Consider the following 23,621-nt stretch of genomic DNA (forward strand, 5'->3'; position numbering starts at 1 on the left):
CCGCAGGCACGCTAGCCGGAGCTCGCGAGCCCGGCCAGCGCGGGGATGTCCTCGGGCGTCTTCAGCGCCAGGTTGGGGGTGCCCTTGAGCTCCCGTTTGGCAATGCCGACGAGGGTTCCCGCCGGTGGCAGCTCCGCCACCGCCGAAACGCCGGCCTGCCGGACGGTTTCGGTGCACAGGTCCCACCGGACGGGCCGGGTGACCTGCGCGGCGAGCTTAGCCACTGCGTCGGCGCCGGATTCGACCGGCTTACCGTCTGCGTTGGACAACAGTGTCCGGGTGGGTTCGTGCGGGGTGATCTCCGCGATCGCCGCCGCTACCGCCTGCTGGGCCGGAGCCATGAACTCGGTGTGGAACGCACCCGCCACCGGCAGTGCCCGCACTCGCGCCTTCTCCGGCGGATTCGCCGCCAGTTCGGCGAGGGCGTCGAGCCGGCCGGCCGCGACGATCTGGCCGGTGGCATTGCGGTTGGCGGGCACCAGCTCCAATTCCTCGAGCCGGGCCAGCACGGCGGCCTCGTCGCCGCCGAGCACCGCGGACATACCGGTGGGCTCCAGCGCGCACGCCTTCGCCATTTCGGCACCGCGGATAGCCGCCAGCGTAACCGCTTGGTCGGCGGAGATCACTCCGGCGACGGCGGCGGCCGCGAGTTCACCCACCGAATGGCCGGCCACGATGGTGCCGGCCGGTACCCGGCCCTCGCCGATCTCGGCGTAGGCGAGCAGCGCGGCCGCGACCACGAGCGGCTGGGTCACCGCGGTGTCGGTGATCTCTTCGGCGGTCGCCTCGGTTCCGAGCCGGACCAGATCCAGACCCGATTCCTTCGACCACAGTGCGAGGCGGTCATGCGCGCCCGGCAGGTTGAGCCAAGGCGCGAGCATGCCGGGTGTCTGAGAGCCCTGTCCAGGGGCGAACAACGCGATCACGTACCTAAGAAAACACTGTGAAGGTGCCTTCGCGAGATGTCGACGTGAATAGAGCTTGCGGACAGCTTTTGTATGGTCCCCACAAAAGCCCGCGTGGGGTGCCCGGATCGGAGGACAGTTCCCAACCGTTACAGCCCATCTTTGTCCATCGGGACAAAAGATTCCTCTGAGGCTGGTGTTGACGAATCGTTACGTGTTCGTGTCAGCCGACCCACCGTGGCGGCAATTCGCAGCACGTAGAAGTCCCGCGGGTTGAGCGGATCGCGGCCGGTGACCTCGCTGATCCGCTTCAGCCGATAACGCACAGTATTTGGATGAACGTACAGTTGCCGAGCACACATCTCGACCGCGCCGCCGCATTCCAGGTAGGCATCGAGAGTGTCCGCGAGCGCGGAACCCGCCCTTGCCAACGGAAGCACAAGGTACTCGACAAGTGCGTCGAGCGCAGCTCGATCACCGAGCAGCGCCCGTTCGGGCAACAGTTCCATCGCGTGCACGGGTCGCGGCGCGTCCCGCCATCCGATGACGGCCTCCATCCCGGCCAGCGCCTCGAGCGCGCTGCTGTGCGCCGCGCCCAGGGTGCGGGTGGTCGGCCCGATCACCACGGGACCGTCGGAGAACGCCTCGGTGAGCAGATCGTCCATGAACGGCGAGGAGTGCGGAGCGTCACCGAGATGGCCGCTCACCACCATCACCAGCCGCGACCCCTGCACCACCGCGAGCGCAGCCCGGCCGTGCCGGGCCGCGATGGTGTGCACCGCCCCGACTACCGAGATGCCCTGATCCAGCGGCGGGGTGCCCACCAGCACTGTGGCCGGCGCAGTGGCGTCCCAGTTCAACGTGGCGGCCCGGGAAAGCATGTCCGGGCCGGTGTCCCCACGCACCACCGCGTCGACCACCAGTGCCTCCAGCCGGGTGTCCCAGGCGCCCCGGGATTCGGCGGCACTGGCGTACACCGAGGCGGCCGCGAATCCGAGCTCACGCCCGTATCGCAGTACCGCCTCGGTGAGCGCCACCAGCTGGCGATCGTTACGTGCCAGCGCGGGCAGCCACTGTTCGAAGAACTCCATGGCCACCCGCACCATGTCCACGGTCTGGCGCAGCGTCAGCCGCCGCGCCAGATCCTGCGGGATCACCTGGAAGGCGTCCAGACTGAACCGGATATCGCTGTCCGGGTCCTGGAGCCATTCCAGGAAGTTGACCACCGCGGTCTGCACCAGCATCTGCACACCCGCGCGCTGCGCGGCGTCCAGATCGGCGAAGAACGGCAACCGGTCCTGCATCGACCCCACGGCTTCGGTGGACAGCCGGCCGGAGAACTGCTTGACGCGTCGCAGCAGCGTGTCCGGTAAGGGGTCGCGGGTCTGCCGGTTCGGCGACAGCGCGCCGGTCGGCAGGTACACCTCGTTCGCAGCGGATCCTTCGGTGACCCGGCGGGGTCGCGGTGGTCTGCGTTCGATCATCGAGTTGTCGTCACTCCGCATCTCCTGCCCCGCCGGCGGTGAACTTCTCCGCGGCGGATACATCGTCGATCCGATACCGGGCCGCGGCCTCGGCGGCCTTGGCCGAGTCGAGTTTGCCCATCCGGGCCAGTCCCGCCAACGCGGCGACGGTGATGGATTCGGCGTCCACGTTGAACACCCGGCGCGCGGCCGGGCGGGTATCGGAGAACCCGAACCCGTCGGTACCGAGGGTGGTGAAATCGCCCGGCACCCATTTGCGGATCTGGTCCGGTACCGCACGCACCCAGTCCGAGGCCGCAACGAACGGGCCCTCGGCCCCGGCCAGCGCACGGGCGACATAGGGCTGCCCCGGATCCTCACCCGGATGGTGCAGCGCCTCGATCTCCAGTTCGAGGGCCTCGCGGCGCAGCTGACCGTACGAGGTGACCGACCAGACGTCGGCGGCCACACCCCAGTGGTCGGCCAGTAGCTGCTGGGCCCGCAGACCGTCGGGCACGGTGACACCGGAGACCAGGATCTGCGCGCGCACATCTCCCGCACCGCCCTTGCGGTACAGGTAGATGCCCTTGAGCAGACCGTCGACGTCCAGGTCCTCGGGCTCGGCCGGCTGCTGGTAGGGCTCGTTGTACAGGGTGAGGTAGTAGAAGATGTTCTCCCCGCCGAACCCGTCCACACCCGGAGTGCCGCCGTACATCCGGCGCAGGCCGTCGCGCACGATATGGGCGATCTCGAAGGAGAACGCCGGATCGTAGGACACCACGGCGGGATTGGTGGCCGCCAGCAGCAGCGAATGCCCGTCGTTGTGCTGCAGGCCCTCACCGGTGAGCGTGGTCCGCCCCGCGGTCGCGCCGAGCACGAACCCGCGGGCCAGCTGATCGGCCGCGGCCCACAGCCCGTCGCCGGTGCGCTGGAACCCGAACATCGAATAGAAGATGTAGAGCGGGATCATCGGCTCGCCGTGGGTGGCATACGACGTGCCGACCGCGGTGAACGATGCGGTGGACCCGGCCTCGTTGATGCCCTCGTGCAGGATCTGCCCGACGGTGCTCTCCTTGTAGGCGAGCATCAGTTCCGCGTCGACCGAGGTGTAGAGCTGGCCGTTGCGGTTGTAGATCTTCAGCGAGGGGAACCACGAGTCCATCCCGAAGGTGCGGGCCTCGTCCGGGATGATCGGCACGATCCGCTTGCCGATCTCCTTATCGCGCAGCAGTTCCTTCATCAGCCGCACCAGGGCCATGGTGGTGGCCACATTCTGCTTCCCGGACCCCTTGCGCACCGATTTGTACGCCTCGTCGCCCGGCAGTTTCAGCGGGGCCACGTTCGTCCGCCGCTCCGGCAGATAACCACCGAGCGCCTTACGGCGATCCAGCATGTACTGGATCTCCTTGGTCTCCGCGCCCGGATGGTAGTACGGGGGCAGGTACGGATCCTTCTCCAGCTCGGCATCGCTGATCGGGATGCGCTGCAGATCGCGAAAATCCTTCAGATCCTGCAGCGTCAGCTTCTTCATCTGGTGCGTGGCGTTACGGCCCTCGAAATGCTTACCGAGGGTGTAGCCCTTGATCGTCTTCGCCAGGATCACCGTGGGCTGGCCCTTGTGCGCCAGCGCCGCCGCGTACGCCGCGTACACCTTGCGGTAGTCGTGACCGCCGCGCTTGAGGTTCCAGATCTCCTGATCCGACAGATCCTGCACCAGGGCCTTGGTGCGCGGGTCACGGCCGAAGAAATGGTCGCGGACGTAGGCGCCGTCGTTGGCCTTGTAGGTCTGGTAGTCGCCGTCGGGTGTGGTGTTCATCAGATTCACCAGCGCGCCGTCGCGGTCCGCGCCCAGCAGCGCATCCCATTCGCGGCCCCAGATCACCTTGATCACATTCCAGCCGGCGCCGCGGAAGAACGATTCCAGCTCCTGGATGATCTTGCCGTTACCGCGGACCGGTCCGTCGAGGCGCTGCAGGTTGCAGTTCACCACGAAGGTCAGATTGTCCAGGCCCTCCATGGCCGCCACATGGGCGAGACCGCGCGATTCGGGTTCGTCCATCTCGCCGTCGCCCAGGAACGCCCACACGTGCTGATCCGAGGTGTCGGAGATCCCGCGATCGTGCAGGTAGTGGTTGAACCGGGCCTGGTAGATGGCGTTCATCGGGCCCAGGCCCATCGACACCGTCGGGAATTCCCAGAAATCGCTCAGCAACCGCGGATGCGGATACGACGGCAGGCCCTTACCGAGACCGCCGTGGCTGTACTCCTGGCGGAAACCGTCGAGCTGATCGGTGCTGAGCCGGCCCTCGAGGAAAGCGCGGGCATAGATACCGGGCGAGGCATGACCCTGGATGAAGATCGAATCGCCGCCGCCGGGATGGTCCTTACCGCGGAAGAAATGGTTGAACCCGACTTCGTACAGCGCCGCCGACGACGCATAGGTCGAGATATGCCCGCCGACGCCGATACCCGGTCGCTGAGCCCGGTGCACCATGATGGCCGCGTTCCAGCGGATCCAGGCCCGAAAGCGCCGCTCGGTCTCCTCGTCGCCGGGGAACCAGGGCTCGTTCTCGGTCGGAATGGTGTTGACGTAATCGGTGGACGTCAGCGAAGGAATCGATACCCGGCGCTCACCGGCACGTTCGAGCATCCGGAGCATCAGGTAGCGGGCGCGGCCGGGACCTTCGCGGTCGAGCATCTCATCGAATGATTCGAGCCATTCGCTGGTCTCCTCCGGATCTATATCCGGTAGGTAAGAGGCCACTCCTTCACGAATCACACGGACTCGGCCACCGGGCGGTACACCGTTAGCAGTGCCGGGGGTGGGCGCGGAACCCGGCTCAGCGGATTCCGCCGGGACGCCAGAGTGGATCAGATCGGTCAAAACTGCTCCTCGTACAGGGGGTGGTCGAGCTGATGGCTGCGGTGACCCCGGGTGGCCCGCTGGTGTGCAGGTCACCCGTGACGACTAGTTCCGGGCGCGCCCGCGTCCTTGCGTGGCGCGTCCCACATCATCATGTCAGCCGCCCATCCAGTACCGTTCGACAGGCAGGGCTACGCAGTGGTAACCGAGGAGTCGGAGGACGATGCAAGGGCTGGACCCGCGCCGATTCGGGCTTGTTTGCGCAGCGGCGGCACTGGTCACCGGCGCGACCCTGGCGGGTTGCGCGAACCAGATCGAAGGCGTCGCGACACCCAACGCCGCCGAAGCCACCGCCTACCGCAGTTTCGCCTCCTCCTCGTCCGCGGCGGCTACGTCGTCGCAGATCGCGGCCGCCCGCGACAAGGCGATCGCCGACAACTGCGGTCTGTTCCCGGGCACCACCGGCATCGGTGTCACCAAGTACAACGAGTTCGTCGACGCGCACGACAGCAACGCGCCCGACTACGACGCCAAACGTGACGCCGCGGTCACCGCGCTCGACGACGCCGCGAATCAGGTCGAGGGTGGAGTGAACGCCGCCGGCGCGAATCTGCCCGACGAGCTGAAGGCGAAATTCACCGACTACGTCAACGCGGCCCGCGCCCTGTCACAAGCGACCCGGGAGATGACCTACACCTCCCCCGTCGGACCGCTCAACGATGCGAGCAAGCGCGTGAACGACGCGCGCAACGCGGTACGCGATGCCTGCCCCGGATGATCTCGAAGGCCCGTCACCAGGCTTTTGTCACGACATCAGAAATTCGATCTACCCGATCGGCTTGCGTTAGGGCCGATAACCATGTTCGCTTGCAGATATCTTGTAGTCGGGAGTTGAGGAGGACGCCACCGTGGTCGCCGCGGCGGACGATCAGAATTTCGCTCAGAAGCTTGGCATCACCCACGGAATGGTTGTCCAGGAGCTGGGCTGGGACGAGGACACCAACGACGACCTCCGGGCCGACGTCGAGGAGACCTCCGGCAGTGAACTGCTGGACGAGGATTCCGACGAGGTCATCGATGTCGTCCTGCTGTGGTGGCGGGACGGCGACGGCGACCTGGTCGACGAGCTGATGGAGGCGATCGGCCCACTGGCCGACGACGGCTTCATCTGGGTGCTGACCCCGAAAACCGGTAACGACGGGCACGTCGATCCCAGTGAGATCGCCGAATCCGCACCGACGGCGGGGCTCACCCAGACCTCGGCGATAAAACTCGGTGAATGGTCGGCCAGCCGGCTGGTGCAGCCCAAGGCACCGACCAAACAGCGCTGAGCCGCCCACAGCTGTGCCGCGCGCCCGGAACACGGGTGCGCGGCGGGAGATTCGGAGGATACCCATGCCCCTCGAGGTAGGCACCCAGGCGCCGGAGTTCACCCTCAAGGACCAGAACAATCAGGAAGTCTCGCTGTCGGATTACCGCGGCAAGAAGAACGTCCTGATCGTGTTCTACCCGCTCGCTTTCACCGGCATCTGCCAGGGCGAGCTGTGCAAGGTCCGCGACGAACTGCCGCGCTTCCAGAACGACAACGCCGAGATCATCGCGATCTCGGTGGGCCCCCCGCCGACCCACAAGATCTGGGCCGCCGAACAGGGCTACACCTTCCCGCTGCTGTCGGACTTCTGGCCGCACGGAAAGATCGCACAGGACTACGGCGTCTTCAACGACACCACCGGCTTCGCCAACCGCGGCACCTTCGTCGTGGACCGCGAGGGAATCATCCGATTTTCGGAGATGAACGGTCCCGGAGAGCCCCGTGACCAGGCGGCTTGGGAGAAAGCGCTCGCCGCGCTAGATTCATAGACCGTTCCCCCGGATCCGCTCCGGGGGATCCGGGCGTATAGCTCAGCGGTAGAGCTCTGGTTTTACACACCAGCGGTCGGCGGTTCGAACCCGTCTGCGCCCACCAGAAAAATGCCAGGTAAGAGAGCAGACCGACCCCCTACATGGCTACCCCGCGCCGAGTTCGTGGGGCATTCATGGGGCCAGACGATTGCTCGCGCGTCGGAAGAGACGCGCCATAAGCACGGGGCTACGAGAGTTCGACGAGTAAAAGGGCGACGAGGCAATCCCGAGCACCCGCAATACGAGCTCGACCGGGTGCCGGCTGTCCTTGACGAACTCCCGCGATCACCTCCGGGTCTGGGCGAGCGCCGAGGCGAAAAACGCACTCGCCGAACGCAGAACGTCGTTGACCCGCTCCAACTCGGCGACCTGTTCACGCAGCCGCTTGTTCTCCTCGGCCAGATCGGCGTCTGCTGGTTCCGGTCGCTGTCGGCATCGGCTCGGCGGATCCAGTTCCGCAGCGCCTCATGATGCACGCCCAACTGCTGGGCGAGCTTGCGGATCGTGGGATTCGGGCCCGAGTCCGGACACAACCGGACCGCTCGAGCCTTCAACTCGTCCGGGTATTGCTTCGGTGCTGCCACGCGGGGCTCCTTCCTGGTCCTGTCGGACCATGCTCAGAGCCCTCCACGGAAGTGGGGAACCTCAGTTTAGGGTTGTCGAATGTCTACCTCAATGCGAGTGATGGAGCTCGTCCACTTCGGTGGTGCGGACGAGGCGTTCGTGTCCCGGGAGCTGCCGCGGCCTGTCCCGGGGCCCGGCCAGGTACTGGTGCGGGTGATGGCCACGTCGGTGAACCCTCTCGATCTGCAGACTCGGCGTGGTGACTACCGTGACGAGGTCGCGTTGCCTGCGGTGATCGGTAACGACGTGTCCGGCGTGGTGGTCGAGACCGGCCCTGGGGCGGACGAGTTCCAGGCGGGTGACGAGGTCTGGTATCTGGCGCCGGTGTTCGCCGGGCAGGGGACCTATGCCGAGTTCCATGTGGTCGACCAGGCGCTGGTCGCCCGCAAGCCCGCGGGGCTGTCGCATATCGAGGCCGCCGGTCTCGCGCTCGTGGGCGTGACCGTGTGGGAGGCCCTGGTCGAGCGTGCGGGGCTGCGGGTCGGGGAGCGGGTTTTGGTGCACGGTGGAGCCGGCGGGGTCGGTTCGGCCGCCATCCAGCTCGCCAGGGCGCTGGGAGCCGAGGTGGTCACCACCGCGCGGGTCCGGGATCACGAGTTCGTCACCGAACTCGGTGCCGACACCGCGATCGACTTCTCGACCGGTGACTACGTGCCGCAGGTCCGGGAGATGGGCGGGGTGGACGTCGTCCTGGACACCGTGGGCGGGGACACCCTCTCCCGCAGTCCGGAGGTCCTCGCCGACCGAGGCCGTGTGGTGTCCATCGTGGACATCTCCGAACCCCAGAACCTGCTCGCCGCGTGGGGCGTGAACGCGGCCTACCACTTCGTCTTCGTCAGTCCCGGCCGGGCGAAGCTCGAAGCCCTCGGCCGACTGGTCGACCAGGGCAAGCTCCGACCGGTGATCGGCGCTGTGTTGCCGCTGGCCGATGTCGCGCAGGCGCACACACTGCTGGAAGGTGGCACTACCAGCGATGGTCGCAGGCGTCCTCGCGGCAAGATCGCCATCGCTGTGCATCCTCTGGACCGGTAGCCTGACGGGTCGGGTCCTCGGGTCGGAAGAGGTAGCGAAACCACCGATGTGACCCGAGCCGCCGATACAGCCGATCAGCGCGGCGGATACAACACCGTCCAGAGCAGGACGCCCAGCGGCAACCCGATCGCGACCAGGAAGCCGAGTGCGGTCACGGCTCACCGATTCGAAGTAGTCGATGGCTCGCCCGGTCCGCGCTGCGCGGTGGATCGGCCGATGCACCGCCCGGCGGGCGCGCGCTACTCGGTGAACGGGTCGCCTGGGCGGCGGCGAAGGCGGGCGCCCTGATGTGTTTCTGCGGGAAGCCGCGCGTGATCCGCGCACAATCGGCGCCGTGGCACCGAGCGGACAAGCTCTTGCCCTGCGGCCGGCCGAACCTGTGCAGCCACAGTCCGGCCGGCCTCTCGAGGTTCTGGAAGCAGGCGCGGGCACCGGTTCGGTGACCGCGACGCGATCTGATCACCACCGTGTTCATCGCGGCCAGTGCCGTCGTGGCCGGCGATTTCCTCCGGCCGGCTCGTTCGTCTGGAACATTCCGTAATAGAGCTCGGTCCCGGTTGCACAGTGATGCACCGGCGTCCAACGAATACCGCGGCTCCCCGTCAGCCGGATACTGGATGGCGGTGATCCTGCGGTGGGGTGAGCTCATCGACTACCACCAGATTCCCGCCGGACTGTTTCGCCCGATACATGGCGGCGTCAGCGAAGTGCAGCAGCCGATCCGGGGTCGGGCGCGGACACTGGGGGCACACCAGGGCATCGAAGACAGCGACACCGACGCTCGCGGTGACCTCCACCGCTGTCGCCGGCGGCTCGGCGACAGCGAGGCGCAGGCGTTCGGCTTCGGCGTGTGCATCGGCGGCGGGGATCGGAGCGGCGACCACGAACTCCTCCCCGCCCGTGCGCGCCACCACCGCCTGCCCCCCTGCGGCGTCGGCCAGCCGCCCGGCGGTCCGCACCAGGACGGTATCGCCGACGCGATGCCCCCACGTGTCGTTGATGGTCTTGAACCGGTCGAGGTCTAAGGTCATGACGCAGATCGCGGGGTACCGCTCCACGAGCCGCGGTAGCCGGATCTCCAGGCCGCGCCGGTTGAGCAGTTCGGTGAGCGGGTCCGACAGCGATTCGTTACGCAGCAGCCAGTAGAGAATCTGCAATGCGGGTACCGCACTGACCACCGAGACGAACAGCAGCAGCGCGACCGCGACGGCCAGGCGAATATCCCCGCCACCGGTGACTATGCGCACCGAGAACATGATCACCGCAAGGAAAGCCCATACCGAATGAGCCGCGAGGACACGCGCACTGTGGAAACCGCCCAGATAACTGCCGCTGACCACGAGCAGCGCCGTGCCCATCGCCCCGAACAGGCGGTCCGGCACCTGGAGGAACTCCACGATGAACAACACGTCGGCGAAGGCCATCAGCGCCAGGGACTCGTTCTTACTCGGCCAGGGCAGCAGCCACCAGCGCAACGCCCACAAGATCCCGGACAGCACCCCGAACGCCGAAAAAATCCCCGGACTGCCGGGCGGCCCCACCGGCGTCCCCGTGATCACGGCGCCCATCATGGCTATCAGCGCGCCCGCGACACCGATCAGTATCTTCAACGGCAGCAGAGCCGACCGGGCATTCAGGGTGGCCACCAGCCAGCGGTAGTCGACCGGGTCGTTCCACCAGGCCCGCAACGTCTTGACGTTGTTCATCGACTCACCTTTGGTCCCGGCCGCGTCAGCCCACCACCGCTCGTACCGAATGCGAGTTCCGGGGTATCTCACCGGCTCGTGCGGAGCAGTCTAGACCGAACACATTCATAACCGAACGGCGAGTATGTGTTGCACCCCACGACCGTCCCTCCGAGTTCATGACACAGCCCCGGTGAACAGCGGATATGTTTTCGACAGCTTTACTGCCCCGCGCCCGCCGGATCAGGTAGAAGAAGTAACCCGTCTCCGGCCCGGCCATCCGCCGGGCGGTGGCAGTACGTAGGAGAACCGCCGGACCAGCGGAAGCCATCGCTGTAGCTCGGCGAGATCGGTCAGCACGGTGAGCCGGGTGACCCGGTCCAGACCACGGTGCATCCGGCGCCACTCGTTCGTTTGCCCCGCCGGGAGCGCGCCGGCGATCGGATTGAACCACCCGTCCGCCACGGGATAGGGCTCGAGATCGGTGGCTAAACGCTGCAGCGGCACGTCGGACGGGCGCTGGGTGAGCCCGCCGGCGAGTTCCCGTGCCGGATCGGGCGGCTCTCCACGCGCCGGGCAAGCTCCCGCCGGATAGGCGACCGTCCCCCATCGTTTGCCATTCGGATGCCGGTGCGGCGGTAGATCCCCTCCGCCGCGCTCCTTTGCCCGGAGCCGGCGCACCGGCCACGCCCGGATGCCCTCGAGGGAGGCCTCGTATCTCACCGCTGCCCATTCCGTGCACGAGATACCACCCAGCACAGCGTTTCTCAGTTGCGGAGCGGTGCGCCGCGGGCCACCGACCCGCGCTCGGGATCGTGCACCACCGACCTGGTGCCGATTTCTGCACCCGACCCGAGCACCGGCCCGGCGATTCCGCGGCGATGAGCGTCAGCCGACTTACACGGGCTGCTCCTCCTGGGTGGCGTGCTGGGGACCGGTCGTGCTTCCGCTGCGCAGGCGTGGATCGCGTGCGGCCGGAAGGATCGCGGCGACCGCCAGGACGGCGAGAACCGCACCGAGAACGATCGGGGCCCGCAGGCCGTATTCCGCGAGGAGGCGGGAACCGAGTGCGGAACCGACTACTACGCCGAAAGTGATGAACGAGGTGTGCACGGTGTTCACGAGGACTCCGGTGCCGCCGGCGCGTTGGACACGCACGGCCATGGCCGGGTTCATCGTCACACCGACGAGGCCGATACCGAGCATGAACAGTATCGCGAGCGGCTGGGAGCCGGTGCCGAGTGCGAAGCCGAGGAGGAAAACGATATTGAGCAGCGTGCCGGCGAGGAGTGTGGGCACGGTGTGACGATCGGCGAGCCTGCCGACGACAAAATTGCCCACCAGGGTTGCTGCGCCATAGGCGAGCAGGAGCAGCGGTACCGAACCTTCGGTGAAGCCGCTGACGCGGGTGAGGATCGGCGCGAGGAAACTGAAGACGGAGAATGTCGCGCCGATGATCAAGGTGCTGGTGACCAGTGCGAGCAGGAGTCGGGGACTACGGAATGCGCGCAGCTGCTCTGTGAAGGTTCCGTTTTCGGCCCTGGAGTCCTCCGGATCCCCCGGGTTGCGGACCAGGGCCAGGGTGAGCGCCGCCGCCACGACGGTGAGGACGCCGACTGCCCAGAAGGCGGCCTGCCAGCCGAGCCGGCCGCCGATGAAGGTGGCCAGCGGCAGACCGAGGAGGGTGCCGAGCATCAGGCCACTCATGGCGACACTCACCGCGCGGCCGCGGCCGCTCGCGTCGACGATACCCATGCACACCGACACCGCCAGTCCGAAGAACGCTTGCGCGGCAATCCCGGTCACGATCCGGGCCACCACCATGACGGCGTACGAGGAAGCCAGCGCGGCGAGCAGGTTACCGGCGAAGAAAATCGCGAAGACCACCATGATCGCGGTTTTCGGCGGTAGGCGCAGGAGGGCCAGGATGAGCAGTGGCCCGCCGAAGGCCATGGCGAGGGCGAATATCGTGACCAGATAACCGATCTGTGCGATATCGGTATCCAGGCTCTCGGCCAGCTGCGGCATCAGGCCGGCGACGGCGAACTCGCTCGTGACCATGGCGAATACGCCTGCAGCGAGGACGTACACAGCGGCAGGTATCGCGGGTGCGCGGCTACCGGACCGGGTCGGTGTCAACAGAACTCTCCTGGCTAGTTTTGAAATGAACGTTCTATAATTGGAACCGCTGCAGGCGCGGAGATCTCGCCGTGACGAGGCCACACCGCCGATCTCGTCCGCCACCACCGGCCGCAGAGCATGCAAGAGCGGAAATGGCCGATCACAACCCCGGCCACAAGGGCCGCCGGGAGATCGATACACACATTCGAACACCACGGGGTGGAGCCCGTGACGCGACCGTTATCCCTCCGGTCGGTAGCTCACCATTGCAGCGGCGTCGCCGTGGACGAGCATTCTGTAACAAAGTGTCCAAAAACAAACGGACACCACGGGACCTGTCCACCCATATCGGTTCAGCCGTCCGACTGCTGCGGCCGCAGGCTCCGCAGCGTCGCCGCGATGATCTCGTCCGACCACACCGCCGCGACCCTGCCCTGTGAAGCCACCCGCAAACCGGCGACCGCCGAGTTCACGAAGGCGGCGAGCCCCTCGGCGGAGATACTCGTCGTCACCTCCCCCGCCGCCTGACCTGCCCGCAACACGGCAGCGAGCAGCTCCAGACGGGCAGTGGTATCGCGGCCGATACGTTCGACACACGCCGCATAGGCCGGGTCATCGGCGAGTTCGGTCACCGTGTTCACCGCCAGGCAGCCCCGCGGCACACCCGAGCCGGCACGTTCGGCCTCCTCGGCCGCAACCCTGCGGAGCAGCGTCTCGATCCGGTCGACCATCCCCCGCCCGGTATCGCCGATGACCTCCTCGGCATGCGCCAGCGTCCGGTCCAGATAGGCATCGAGACACTGTGCGAACAGTTCATCCTTACTGCCGAACGCATTGTAGAGACTGCTTCGCCCGAGACCCGTTGCGCGACAGAGGTCTTCCGCGCTGGTGGCGTGCAGCCCGGACTGCCGGAACTGACGCGTGGCGGCCTCGATGACCTGTTCGCGGTCGAAGCTCCGTGGTCTTGCCATACCCGCACCCTAACCAATTTTGTAACGAACTGTCTATAACTATGGCCCGGATCCGGCCGGGCATTGCCCGGGCAGCGGGCATTCGCAATGATGAACAGATGAGCATGGTCCGGCTCTCGACCGAACTGCCCATCCCCGCACGGGACGCCTGCCTGCTGGCACAACGTCCGGAACTGTTCGAATACGTTGTCGCACCCCTGCTCCGTACCCCGGATCTCGATTTCCCGGACCCGATCGCGCCGGGCGTCTCGGGTTCGGCGCGACTGTGGTGGTTCGGCGTACTACCGAGCTGGACCCATCGGCTGACGCTGATACACCTCGGCCCGACCGAGATCTACACCAACGAGAGCGGCGGGCCTGTCCGTGTCTGGAATCATCGCCTCACCTTCACTCCGATCGATGCGAACAGGTGCCGCTACACCGACGAAATCGAGGTCGAGGACGGCTGGCGCGGTATCGGCGTCCGGCTCTTCGCCGAGCTGATATTCCGCCACCGACAGCGCCGCTGGCGCGAACTGACGCATGTGCTCGCGGCCGGCGGCTGGGTGCGCGGCGAACACTGATGACGTCACTGCCGGCGGACGGGCGCCCGCGGGCCGGCGAGGGCACCATGGGAACGTCTCGCTGCAGGTTCGCGCAACGGGACGCCTCGTGCGCAAGCGAGGGCACAGGGCGCGGTACTCAGCCGACGTCGCGACGCAACCAGGTGATCTCGGCCCCTTCACTACCGGTGCGATAGACCTCCAGATCCTCGTCCCAGGCGGTGCCCAGCGCGCGGTCGATCTCGGCGGAAAGGTCGTAGGCCGAATGCCGGCCGAGTTCGCGGGCGGCCTGGAGCATCACCCGCAAACGCATCTCACTCACCATCACATCCCCGTTGGCGCTGGTTGCGCCGTGCCACAGGCCCAGGTTCGGGACGAAGCTGTAGCGTTCGCCGTCGACTCCCTCGCTGGGATCCTCGGTGACCTCGAAGCGCAGCACCGGCCACGAACGCAGGGACTGCGCGATCCGGGCGGCGGTACCGGCCGGGCCGATCCATTCGGTGGTGGCGCGGAGTTGCCCCGGCGCCGCCGGCTGCGCGGTCCAGCGCAGTCCCGCAGGGCTACCGAGTGCGGCCGCGAGCGCCCATTCGATATGTGGGCACAGCGCGGTGGGCGACGAGTGGATGTAGACCACACCCGCCGTTGCCTCCGCGTATCGGGTCGATGCGCGCACCACGTACACCTCCGGTTTCGACGATGCTCGTCTTCCCCAACGGTCCGTCGAAAAGGCGTTGCCCGAGTGTACTCGAGTGCCCGGTGTTACATGTGTTACTGCGCAGCTGTGTTGCGGGCGAGTGTGGCCGCATCGATCACCGAATCACTGAACGGAGGCCATACTTCACGCGACCAATCCCCGAAATTCTCGTCGCTCAACGCCACACAGGCGAGGTCGAGCTGCGGATCGACCCAGAGGAACGTACCCGACTGCCCGAAATGACCGTATGTCCGTGGCGAGTTCGCGGTACCGGTCCAATGCGGTGATTTACCGTCGCGGATTTCGAAACCCAGCCCCCAATCGTTGGGTCGCTGCGAACCGAATCCGGGCAGCACCCCGTTGCTACCGGGAAACTGGACGGTGATCGCGGCGGCATGGGTCTGCGCCGAAATCAACCGCGGCTCGAGGAGTTCGGCGGCGAACCGCAGGAGGTCGGCCAGCGTGGAATGTGCCCCGTGCCCGGCCGAACCCGTCAATTCGGAGGCCTGCATGCCCAGCGGCTCGAACACGGCCTCGCGCAGATACTGCGGGAACGGGATACCGGTGTGCTCGGCGACGAAATCGGCCAGCAATTCGAAACCGGCACTGGAGTAGATCCGCTTGGCGCCGGGCCGGGCGAGGATATCGGTGGTATCGAAGGCGACGCCGGAGGTGTGTGCCAGCAGATGGCGGACGGTCGAACCGGGCGGCCCGGCAGGCTGGTCGAGTTCGATCGCCCCTTCCTCCACCGCGATGAGCGCCGCATACGCCGCCAGGGGTTTGGTGACCGAGGCGAGGCGGAAGACCCGGTCGGCGTCACCGGCCGACCACTGGCCATCCCGGGTGACCACACCGGCCGCCGCATGCCGGACCGGCCATTGCTTGATCTGCTCGAGTGTGCGCACATCACCGAGGTTACGAGACCGTGCCGCCGACATCGAACTCACCCGAGCCCTCGTCGAGATGGACACCCCGCGCACCACGCGGTGCAGGGCGAGGCCCGGAGCACGTCCAGGACTTCGTAGGCGGATACCGGCAGGCTCGTGCAGGCGCCACTGCGGTTCCCCGACCGAACACGACCATGTGGAACAGGCCAGGCGACGATCGCCGGGCGGGCGACGAGGCCTCACCGCGAGAAGTTCGCGGCCAACTGCCCGGCGGCCGAACGCGGAGTCGACGCCGGTCGCGCCGATGGGCACCGGCACGGCCGGGCACGATCGCATACTAAGCATCCATAGGCCGCCCGGACCCGAATCCGGGACTGCCGGGCGGGTACTCGACCGGCCCGGCAGTCCCGGAAAACGCGATATCCGCGGAGGATCCGTCCGGTTACCCCGGCACCGGATCAGCGATCGGCGTCGGTGTACTTGATGATGCCGCGAATGTTCTTGCCGTCCAGCATGTCCTTGTAGCCCTGGTTGATATCCTCCAGCGCGTAGCTGCGGGTGACCATATCGTCCAGGTTCAGCTGACCCGACTTGTACAGCGAGAGCAGCTTCGGAACATCCTGGCGGGCGTTGCCGCCGCCGAAGATGCAGCCCTTGACCGTCTTCTGCAGCATGCAGAGCAGGAAGTTGTTCATCTTCACGTCGAAGGCATCCATGCGGCCCATGGAGGTGACCACCAGGGTGCCGGCCTTCGCGGTGAGGATCAGGCCCTCTTCGATGTAGGAGCCTTCCATCTCACCCATGGTGAGGATGACCTTGTCCGCCATCCGGCCTTCGGTGACCTCCATCAGCGGTGCGATGGCCTCGGTCATGCTGGCGTAGGCGTGGGTGGCGCCGAACTTGATGGCCTGTTCCCGTTTCCACGGGTTCGGGTCGATGGCGACGACCTTGCGGGCCCCGGACAGCACCGCGCCCTGCAGCGCGCTCATCCCGACACCGCCGACACCGACGATGGCCGCGGTCTCCCCCGGCATGACGTTGGCGACGTGGGTGGAGGATCCGAAACCGGTGGGCACACCGCAGCCGACGAGGCAGGCGACCTCGAACGGGATCTCGGGGTCGATCTTGACCACCGAGGTGTGGTGCACCGTCATGTACGGGGAGAAGGTCCCGAGCAGGCACATCGGGATGACGTCCTTGCCGCGGGCCTGGATGCGGTAGCTACCGTCGCTGACCGACTGCCCGGAGAGCAGACCCATACCCAGATCGCACAGGGCCATGTTCCCGGATACGCAGGCCGGGCAGCGTCCACAGGCCGGGATGAACGACAGCACCACGTGATCGCCGACGGCGAGATCGGGTGGCGTGTTGGGGCCCAGTTTGGTGATGACGCCCGCGCCTTCGTGGCCGCCCATCGCCGGGAACGACGGCATCGGGGTGGCACCGGTGACCATATGGTGGTCCGAATGGCACATACCGGCGGTTTCCATCCGGATCTGCACCTCGCCGCCACGGGGGTCGCCGAGTTCGATTTCCTCGACGGACCACGGCTCGTCGATCCCCCACAGGATCGCGCCCTTCGTCTTCATTCGTGTCCGACCTCTCGCATGCGCGGGCTTTCATGTGACAGTCTCCACACTACGATACGAACTGGAACACGTTCTAGTGGGTTGGCAAAGAATTTCCGCGAACAATTGGTCGATCGACCACATGACCCCCGCCGAGGCGGCATACGCGGCGGAGACTACACCCGAATCGTCCGCTTCCACCGTCGATACGCCAGAGCCGACGGTCCGCACAGCACCGCGGCCGGAAACACGACGGCGACCCCCGGACACAACCGGGAGCCGCCATCCATGCCTGAGAGTGAAACTTGTTCCTACTCCAGGAGGCTGCGCGCCCGCGCGAACAGCTCCAGGGTGTTCGCGTGCAGGAAATCACCGACCTTCTTGGGTGCCTTACCGGCGAAGGCGCGCGCGTAGGTGCCCTCCAGCACGATGCCGAGTTTGAAACAGGCCAGCACGGTGTACCAGGTGACCGCGCTCAGGTCCCGGTCGGAGAATGTGCCGTAGTGCGCGATCATCTCCGCGCTCGACGGCAGTCCACCAGCCTCCCCCAGTTTGCCGATGAGCGCGGCGCCGGACGTACCCGGTTCCGGCCGGGTGGCGATCTGCCAGCCGAGATCCAGCAGCGGATCACCGATGGTCGACATCTCCCAGTCCACCAGCGCCGCCACCTCGGGGCGTTCGTAGGAGAACATGATATTGGCGAGATGGCAGTCGCCGTGCAGGATGCCCGGCGTCCAGGTGGTGGGACGGTGGCGCTCGAGCCAGTCGGCCACGTCGTTCAGGCCGGGGATCTGCGGGCCGGGGTAACCCTCGTTGGCCGAGTACGAGTCGAGTTCGTGCATCCACCGGCCGACCTGCCGTTCCAGGAAGCCGTCCGGTTTGCCGTAGTCGGACAACCCGAGCGCCTGGTAATCGAGCGCGCCCAGGCGGGCGATGGCCTCCACAGCGGACAGCCCCATCGCGTGCCGGGCGGCCGGGTCGCCGGCGAATTCGGCCGGTAGTTCGGTCTGCGGGTTGTATCCCTCGATCGGCTCCATCAGATAGAACACCGCGCCCAGGACCGATTCGTCGAGTTCGGCCGCGATCACCCGGGGCGCCCGCACATCGGTACCGGAAAGCGCGCCGAGCAGTCGCGCCTCCCGCCGGATGACCTCGTTGCTCTTGGGGCGCAGATGGGCCGGCCCGCGGCGCAGCACATAGTCGCGATCACCGCGGGTGAACCGCAGCATGATGTTCTGGGTGCCCCCACCCAGGGCCTTCACCTCCCGGAACTCTCCACCGGTGAGCCCGCGCTCATCCATCCAGTTCCCGACCACGGTGAAGTCGACGTGTTCCCGATCCACGCCTACCGGCTGCGCAACAGACATGTCCGACATTGTGCCCCACCTCGCCCGCACAACTGCAGGCAACCGACAACAGTTCGGGACACCCGCCCGGCGTAGATTCGGACCACCATGCCCGATCCCGTGACCGTCCAGCACCGGGTGCTCGAACGCGCCGTCGACACCGAGGCGGCGTTCCTGCGCCTCTACGGCGGCTCGGCCACCGCTTTCTGGCTGGACAGCGAACACGTGGAACCAGGCCTGGACCGGTTCTCGTTCCTCGGCGACGCCACTGGACCACTGGCCGAAGTGGTGCGGTACCGGGTCGGCAGCGGGTTCGTCACCGTCACCGGGCCCGGCGGCCGGGTCCGGCGCGAACCGGGCACCGTCCTGGACTACCTGGCCGCTACGCTGCGCCGCCGGTTCTTGCCGCTGCCCGCGCACCTGCCGTTCGATTTTGCCGGGGGCTACGTCGGTTACCTGGGCTACGAGGTCAAAGCCGATTGCGGCGGCACGGCCGTACACCGCGCCCCCTCTCCCGATGCCCAGTGGATCTTCGCGGACCGGCTGGTTGTCGTCGATCATCTCGCCGGCCGGACTCATCTGGTGGCACTCACGGGCCTTGGACACGCGGCACGGCAAGCTTCCGAGAGCTGGCTGGGCAGTACGGCCGCGGCGCTGGAGCAGTTGCCCACATGGACCAATCCCGAACCCCTCGAGCCCGCCGTTGCCGGGATCGGCGACCACGGTGCCCACCCCATAGACTCCGTAGCCGACTCCGATACTGCCGGATCCGCGGCCGAAGATCTCCTCGTCCGCGGCCGCGGGCAGTACCTGCGGGATATCGCCGCCTGCCAGGCCGCGCTGCGGGCCGGGGAATCATACGAGGTCACCCTGACCGACCAGCTCGACCTGCCCGCCACGGCCGGCGGTCTCGACACCTATCGGCTCCTGCGCCGCGCCAACCCCGCACCGTATTCTGCCTACCTGCGATTCGACGATCTGGAAATCGCATGCTCCTCCCCCGAGCGTTTCCTCAAGGTCGACCGCACCCGCACGGTCGAGACGAAACCGATCAAGGGCACCGCCCGCCGCGATCCCGACCCGGCCGTGGACGAAAGGCTGCGTCACGCCCTCACCGAGGATCCGAAAACCCGCGCGGAGAACGTGATGATCGTCGATCTACTGCGCAACGACCTGGGCCGGGTCTGCGAGATCGGCAGCGTCAGGGTGCGGGACCTGCTGGTCACCGAAACCTATTCGACTCTGCACCAACTGGTTTCGACGGTACGCGGAAAACTGCGCGCCGATCTTCATGTCATCGATTGCCTGCGCGCGTGTTTCCCCGGAGGTTCGATGACCGGCGCGCCGAAGATCCGCACCATGGAGATCATCGACGGTCTGGAAACCCGTGCACGCGGGATCTATTCGGGCACCATCGGGTTCCTGGGGCTGGGCGGGACCGCCGATCTGAATATCGTTATCCGCACTGCCGTCCGCCACGGCGGCAGCTGGCAGATCGGTGCGGGCGGAGCGATCGTCCTGGACTCGGTCGCCGCCGACGAATACGACGAGATGCTGCTCAAAGCCCGGGCGGTGTACCGGGCCGTATCCGCGGTCGAAACCGGGCGGCACCGGCCGTCGCGCGACCTCCCGGCGAGTATCTGAGGAATCCCGCGGCCGGGTCCGGAAGAACACCCGGCTCGATCGCGCGAACAGCGCAACAATGGAGCGATGGCACAGCTCTGGGTGAAAACGCATGGTGGGGACTGGCTTCGGGCCGATCAGATCATCGAAATCGGTGTCGAAACGGTGCGCGCACCGAACGACAGTCCGGGCGCGACGGAAGTCATCGCCCGGCTCGCGGTGGCCACCGGTAGCGGGAACTGGGACTATGACCGGGGCAACGGCACCGTCGGGCCGAGCTCCCGGGTGCTGGGCCGCTATCCGGACGGAGAGGCCGCACAGCGGGTCGCGGATCGGCTGGTGCTGACCCTGCTCAGCGCCGAACGCAACGCACAGATCACCTTCGAAGACGATGATGTGCTGGTCCGGCCGGTACACGATCGCACCACATTCGACACCCCCTACAACGGCCGGGCTCTCGACCGCCGCTGACGTACCGGCCGCCGATCAGGATTTCCGTCGCGGCCGCTTCCGCGGCGTTTCGGGTTCTGGCTCGGGTTCCGGAGGCGCGCCGAGACCGGCCATCCGGCCGATACGGCCGGCCCCGGGCAACCGTGACAGTGCGCCGAACAGATCCTCGCCCAGCGCGATCAACGCCTCGAGCCGTGGCAGCAGCCGGTCGTAGGCCGCGAAGGCGGGGTCGGCGAGGGCGAGCGTGCGGTCGAGCCGGTCGACCGTGGCATTGAGACGGTCTATGGCGCTGGACAAGTTGTCCAGCAGATCGGGGAGTTGCGCAGCCAGTTGCGCCGAGGCCGGCGGTAACCGCACCGCCGTATCGAACGCCTGACCGGCGGTGAGCTGCGCGGCCTCCAGGGCCTGCCCGGCCGCGGACTGGGCCGCATCGACCGCCGACTGCGCGGCGGCCAGCACATCGGCGGGTGAGGGCACCCGGCGCGCTCCCGGCCGGTTCGCCGCCTTCCCGCTCCCCGGCTGTCCCGGATCGGCCATGCGACAACTCTGCCGCATCCACCCCGGACAATGCCATGACCTGCGCGCCTGCGGGCGTGTCGGCACCACATGGCATAGTGCGACGACGATGGAACTCAGCAAGGGCGCCAATACGCCGATACCGACATCTCTTCTGGCCGTGGTGATTTCCTGGCGGTCCGAGCATATGGTGGACGCCCACGCCCTGCTGCTGAACAGCGACGGAACGGTCCGCGACGACAAAGACCTGGTCTTCTACAACGCGCCCCGGCACATGTCCCAGGCGGTCACGCTCGACCAGGACCCCGCCCCCGGGACCGCCCGGCTCAGTGTGTCGCTGCCGCGTACCGAGGCCGATGTGGATCGCATCGTGGTGTCGGGGTCGCTGGAGGACACCGAATTCACTCAGATCGAGGATCTGCGTGTCACGGTGTACGCGGTGGACGGGCCGGTCGCCGAATTCGCCGTCACCGCTTCGGAAGCGGTGACGGCCATGATGTTCGGGGAGTTCTACCGCCGCGACGGAGGGTGGCGGTTCCGCGCGGTCGGCCAGGGCTGGGCCACGGGAATGGAAGGCCTGGTGACCGAATTCGGTATCCAGGTCGACGACCCTTCCGTACCGGACCCGAACAGCGCACTGCCCGCGTCCCGGAGTGGCCGGCCCGCCGGGACGGCACCGGCAGGCAGGTCCACCGGCCGCACGCCCGGTACCGAGCGTGCGAACGACCCGACCGGAGATTCGGGCACTGCGGTGCTCACCAGGGCGCACAGCTCCCCGGACGACACACCGCGCCACGGCGACCGCATACTGTCCGGCCGGCCCAGCGCGTCCGAGGAGTCCGCACGCGAAGCGCCGAGCACTCAGCGATCGGCCTCCGGCGCCGCCGGACAAGGACACCGACCGGCCGCGACCCGGGAGCACCCGGCGCCTTCCGCAGCCCGCTCGGCACTCGACAACACGCCACCACCTCGGAGTGACCACCGGCCACGGGCCGGCGCACGGAACGACGGACCGGACACGACGGAGATCCCTCCGGCACCACGCACCGTGGAACCTCCGCGCTGCGCCGCGCCGGCCACCGGAGACGCCCGGCGGGATCGGCCGAGCGCCACGGCCCGCGGCGCTGGATCGGTCACAGCGGACCGGGAAGGCCCCGGAACGCACAGTGCCGGGCCCCGCTCGGTCGCGGAGGCTCATCCGGGTAATGCGCATTATCGGCTCGACGAGCGGACAGGTTCCGGCACCGCGGCCACCGCACCGTGGGACCGCTTCGAGGCCGCGCAGTCCGCGCGCCGGACACCGGGAACCGTCACCCTGCGCCGGCTCACCGTGGCGGAACCCATCCCCGTCGAGCCGCCGCCCGGTTCGGGGCGCGCCGACTGGTATCGCGACCCCACCGAGCCGACCGTGCTGCGCTGGTGGGACGGCGAGCAGTGGACCGCCGACACCCGGCCGGCGGCCCGGCCCCATCCGCACGACTGCACGCGCTGCGGCGCCCGGCGCCGCCGCCGGGTCTTCGGCGGGCACCACCCGTGTGCCACGTGCGCGGCGGAGACCGAGGAGTTCCTGATCCACTGGCATACCCGGGCCACACGGGTACTGGCCGCCTCGGGGCCCCGCGGCGCGGAATGGGACGCGCTGTGGGCGTCGCTGCGCTATCAGCGGATCGACGAATCCGCCGCCCGGGACGCACTGGAACCGGCGGCACTCCAGTATGTGGAACGGCGGGTCGCGTTCGCCTTCGCCGACGGCCAGATCTCGGCCGACGAATACGACGATGTCGAGCACGCCATCACCGAACTGTCTCTGGCAGGCCGGCTGATCGACGATCTACGTGCACGTATGGGCCGCGGCCGGGCGCTGTCCCGGCTACGCGAAGGTGATCTGCCCACCGTCCGCACCCCGGACCTGCACCTGGACGCCGAGGAACTGGTCTACCTGGATATCGGCGCGACCCATATCCGGGAACTGGCCCGCGGGCCGAAGCACACCGACGGCCGGTTGATCGTCAGCACCAAGAAACTACGGTTCGTCGGGCCCGGAACCGGTGTGGAGATCCCGTGGTCGCGGATCGTGTCGGTGGCGGCCGAACTCGATACGGTCGTCGTCGCGGCCACCTCGGCCCGGGGCGGGGCGAGTTTCGCGGTGGCCGATCCGGAGTACCTCGCGGCCGCTCTGGAAGGCGCGCTGCGCATCGCCAAACGGCTCGTACTGGCCCCGGGGCAGCGTGATTCGCGCAGTATCCCGCAGGAGGTCAAGGCCGAGGTGTGGCAGCGCGACGGCGGAAAGTGCGTGGAATGCGGGGAAAGCCACTACCTCGAATTCGACCACATCATCCCGCTCAGCCGCGGCGGCGCCACCAGCGCCTCGAATCTCCAGATCCTGTGCCGCGGCTGCAATCGGGCGAAAGGTGCGAATATCTGAGCGT

The 23,621-nt window shown here is 67.5% G+C and carries 21 protein-coding genes and 1 tRNA gene; 9 read left to right on the forward strand and 13 right to left on the reverse strand.

Going from position 1 to position 23,621, the window contains the following annotated elements; all coding sequences use genetic code 11:
• Nucleotides 1-11: 11 nt before the first annotated feature.
• The 3 genes from NFL01S_RS16430 to aceE all read right to left on the reverse strand — a co-directional run bounded on the left by NFL01S_RS16430 (nt 12) and on the right by aceE (nt 5,243).
• Nucleotides 12-926: an ACP S-malonyltransferase gene (locus tag NFL01S_RS16430; RefSeq protein WP_062976203.1), complete on the reverse strand. Its 915-nt coding sequence runs from the start codon at nt 924-926 to the stop codon at nt 12-14.
• Between the two features lie 128 nt (nt 927-1,054).
• Nucleotides 1,055-2,389, reverse strand: coding sequence for a PucR family transcriptional regulator (locus NFL01S_RS16435; protein ID WP_245670746.1), 1,335 nt, complete (start codon nt 2,387-2,389; stop codon nt 1,055-1,057).
• A 10-nt stretch (nt 2,390-2,399) separates the two neighbouring features.
• Nucleotides 2,400-5,243, reverse strand: a complete 2,844-nt coding sequence (gene aceE / locus NFL01S_RS16440; RefSeq protein ID WP_443093700.1) for a pyruvate dehydrogenase (acetyl-transferring), homodimeric type — start codon at nt 5,241-5,243, stop codon at nt 2,400-2,402.
• Between the two features lie 211 nt (nt 5,244-5,454).
• Here aceE and NFL01S_RS16445 point away from each other — a divergent pair, with 211 nt between their 5' ends.
• The 4 genes from NFL01S_RS16445 to NFL01S_RS16460 all read left to right on the forward strand — a co-directional run bounded on the left by NFL01S_RS16445 (nt 5,455) and on the right by NFL01S_RS16460 (nt 7,197).
• A complete protein-coding gene (locus NFL01S_RS16445; protein ID WP_062976207.1) occupies nt 5,455-6,009 on the forward strand; it encodes an Rv2240c family protein in 555 nt (184 codons plus the stop codon).
• A 130-nt stretch (nt 6,010-6,139) separates the two neighbouring features.
• Entirely contained in the window at nt 6,140-6,562 is a 423-nt protein-coding gene (locus tag NFL01S_RS16450) for a DUF3052 domain-containing protein (protein WP_062976209.1), read from the forward strand.
• Nucleotides 6,563-6,626: 64 nt separating this feature from the next.
• On the forward strand, nt 6,627-7,091 hold the full coding sequence (locus NFL01S_RS16455) for a peroxiredoxin (protein ID WP_062976211.1): 465 nt from the start codon (nt 6,627-6,629) through the stop codon (nt 7,089-7,091).
• A gap of 31 nt (nt 7,092-7,122) precedes the next feature.
• Nucleotides 7,123-7,197: transfer RNA gene (locus NFL01S_RS16460), tRNA-Val, on the forward strand.
• Here NFL01S_RS16460 and NFL01S_RS37645 read toward each other — a convergent pair.
• A complete protein-coding gene (locus NFL01S_RS37645; RefSeq protein WP_084492808.1) occupies nt 7,154-7,717 on the reverse strand; it encodes a transposase in 564 nt (187 codons plus the stop codon). The genes NFL01S_RS16460 and NFL01S_RS37645 overlap by 44 nt on opposite strands.
• 79 nt (nt 7,718-7,796) lie before the next feature.
• Here NFL01S_RS37645 and NFL01S_RS16465 point away from each other — a divergent pair, with 79 nt between their 5' ends.
• Nucleotides 7,797-8,789 (forward strand): zinc-binding dehydrogenase, encoded by a 993-nt coding sequence (locus NFL01S_RS16465; protein WP_062976213.1) that lies wholly within the window; start codon nt 7,797-7,799, stop codon nt 8,787-8,789.
• A 602-nt stretch (nt 8,790-9,391) separates the two neighbouring features.
• Here NFL01S_RS16465 and NFL01S_RS16475 read toward each other — a convergent pair.
• The 4 genes from NFL01S_RS16475 to NFL01S_RS16490 all read right to left on the reverse strand — a co-directional run bounded on the left by NFL01S_RS16475 (nt 9,392) and on the right by NFL01S_RS16490 (nt 13,566).
• Nucleotides 9,392-10,495: a GGDEF domain-containing protein gene (locus NFL01S_RS16475; RefSeq protein ID WP_062976217.1), complete on the reverse strand. Its 1,104-nt coding sequence runs from the start codon at nt 10,493-10,495 to the stop codon at nt 9,392-9,394.
• Nucleotides 10,496-10,717: 222 nt separating this feature from the next.
• The gene (locus tag NFL01S_RS16480; RefSeq protein ID WP_157116594.1) at nt 10,718-11,197 is read right to left on the reverse strand and encodes a hypothetical protein; all 480 of its coding nucleotides are present in this window, start codon (nt 11,195-11,197) and stop codon (nt 10,718-10,720) included.
• 174 nt (nt 11,198-11,371) lie between these two features.
• The gene (locus NFL01S_RS16485) at nt 11,372-12,613 is read right to left on the reverse strand and encodes an MFS transporter (protein ID WP_210744735.1); all 1,242 of its coding nucleotides are present in this window, start codon (nt 12,611-12,613) and stop codon (nt 11,372-11,374) included.
• Between the two features lie 335 nt (nt 12,614-12,948).
• Nucleotides 12,949-13,566: a TetR/AcrR family transcriptional regulator gene (locus tag NFL01S_RS16490; protein ID WP_062976221.1), complete on the reverse strand. Its 618-nt coding sequence runs from the start codon at nt 13,564-13,566 to the stop codon at nt 12,949-12,951.
• A 98-nt stretch (nt 13,567-13,664) separates the two neighbouring features.
• Here NFL01S_RS16490 and NFL01S_RS16495 point away from each other — a divergent pair, with 98 nt between their 5' ends.
• Nucleotides 13,665-14,129: an Rv1443c family protein gene (locus NFL01S_RS16495; RefSeq protein ID WP_062976630.1), complete on the forward strand. Its 465-nt coding sequence runs from the start codon at nt 13,665-13,667 to the stop codon at nt 14,127-14,129.
• 118 nt (nt 14,130-14,247) lie between these two features.
• Here the strand turns inward: NFL01S_RS16495 and NFL01S_RS16500 are convergent, their stop codons facing one another.
• The 4 genes from NFL01S_RS16500 to NFL01S_RS16515 all read right to left on the reverse strand — a co-directional run bounded on the left by NFL01S_RS16500 (nt 14,248) and on the right by NFL01S_RS16515 (nt 18,633).
• The gene (locus tag NFL01S_RS16500) at nt 14,248-14,781 is read right to left on the reverse strand and encodes a DUF3145 domain-containing protein (protein WP_062976631.1); all 534 of its coding nucleotides are present in this window, start codon (nt 14,779-14,781) and stop codon (nt 14,248-14,250) included.
• 95 nt (nt 14,782-14,876) lie between these two features.
• The gene (locus tag NFL01S_RS16505; protein ID WP_062976223.1) at nt 14,877-15,707 is read right to left on the reverse strand and encodes a serine hydrolase domain-containing protein; all 831 of its coding nucleotides are present in this window, start codon (nt 15,705-15,707) and stop codon (nt 14,877-14,879) included.
• A gap of 440 nt (nt 15,708-16,147) precedes the next feature.
• Nucleotides 16,148-17,278, reverse strand: coding sequence for an NDMA-dependent alcohol dehydrogenase (locus NFL01S_RS16510; protein WP_062976225.1), 1,131 nt, complete (start codon nt 17,276-17,278; stop codon nt 16,148-16,150).
• Nucleotides 17,279-17,568: 290 nt separating this feature from the next.
• Nucleotides 17,569-18,633, reverse strand: coding sequence for a phosphotransferase family protein (locus NFL01S_RS16515; RefSeq protein WP_084492741.1), 1,065 nt, complete (start codon nt 18,631-18,633; stop codon nt 17,569-17,571).
• 78 nt (nt 18,634-18,711) lie between these two features.
• Between NFL01S_RS16515 and pabB the strand changes: the two genes are divergently transcribed.
• On the forward strand, nt 18,712-20,247 hold the full coding sequence (gene pabB / locus NFL01S_RS16520; RefSeq protein ID WP_062976227.1) for an aminodeoxychorismate synthase component I: 1,536 nt from the start codon (nt 18,712-18,714) through the stop codon (nt 20,245-20,247).
• Between the two features lie 66 nt (nt 20,248-20,313).
• A complete protein-coding gene (locus NFL01S_RS16525; protein WP_062976229.1) occupies nt 20,314-20,697 on the forward strand; it encodes a hypothetical protein in 384 nt (127 codons plus the stop codon).
• 15 nt (nt 20,698-20,712) lie between these two features.
• On the opposite strand, the gene NFL01S_RS16530 is transcribed toward NFL01S_RS16525, so the two are convergent.
• The gene (locus NFL01S_RS16530) at nt 20,713-21,213 is read right to left on the reverse strand and encodes a hypothetical protein (RefSeq protein ID WP_062976231.1); all 501 of its coding nucleotides are present in this window, start codon (nt 21,211-21,213) and stop codon (nt 20,713-20,715) included.
• An 88-nt stretch (nt 21,214-21,301) separates the two neighbouring features.
• Here NFL01S_RS16530 and NFL01S_RS16535 point away from each other — a divergent pair, with 88 nt between their 5' ends.
• Nucleotides 21,302-23,617: a TerD family protein gene (locus NFL01S_RS16535; protein WP_062976234.1), complete on the forward strand. Its 2,316-nt coding sequence runs from the start codon at nt 21,302-21,304 to the stop codon at nt 23,615-23,617.
• Nucleotides 23,618-23,621 lie beyond the last annotated feature (4 nt).

It is taken from the genome of Nocardia flavorosea NBRC 108225 (assembly GCF_001613385.1).
Classification (GTDB): domain Bacteria; phylum Actinomycetota; class Actinomycetes; order Mycobacteriales; family Mycobacteriaceae; genus Nocardia; species Nocardia flavorosea.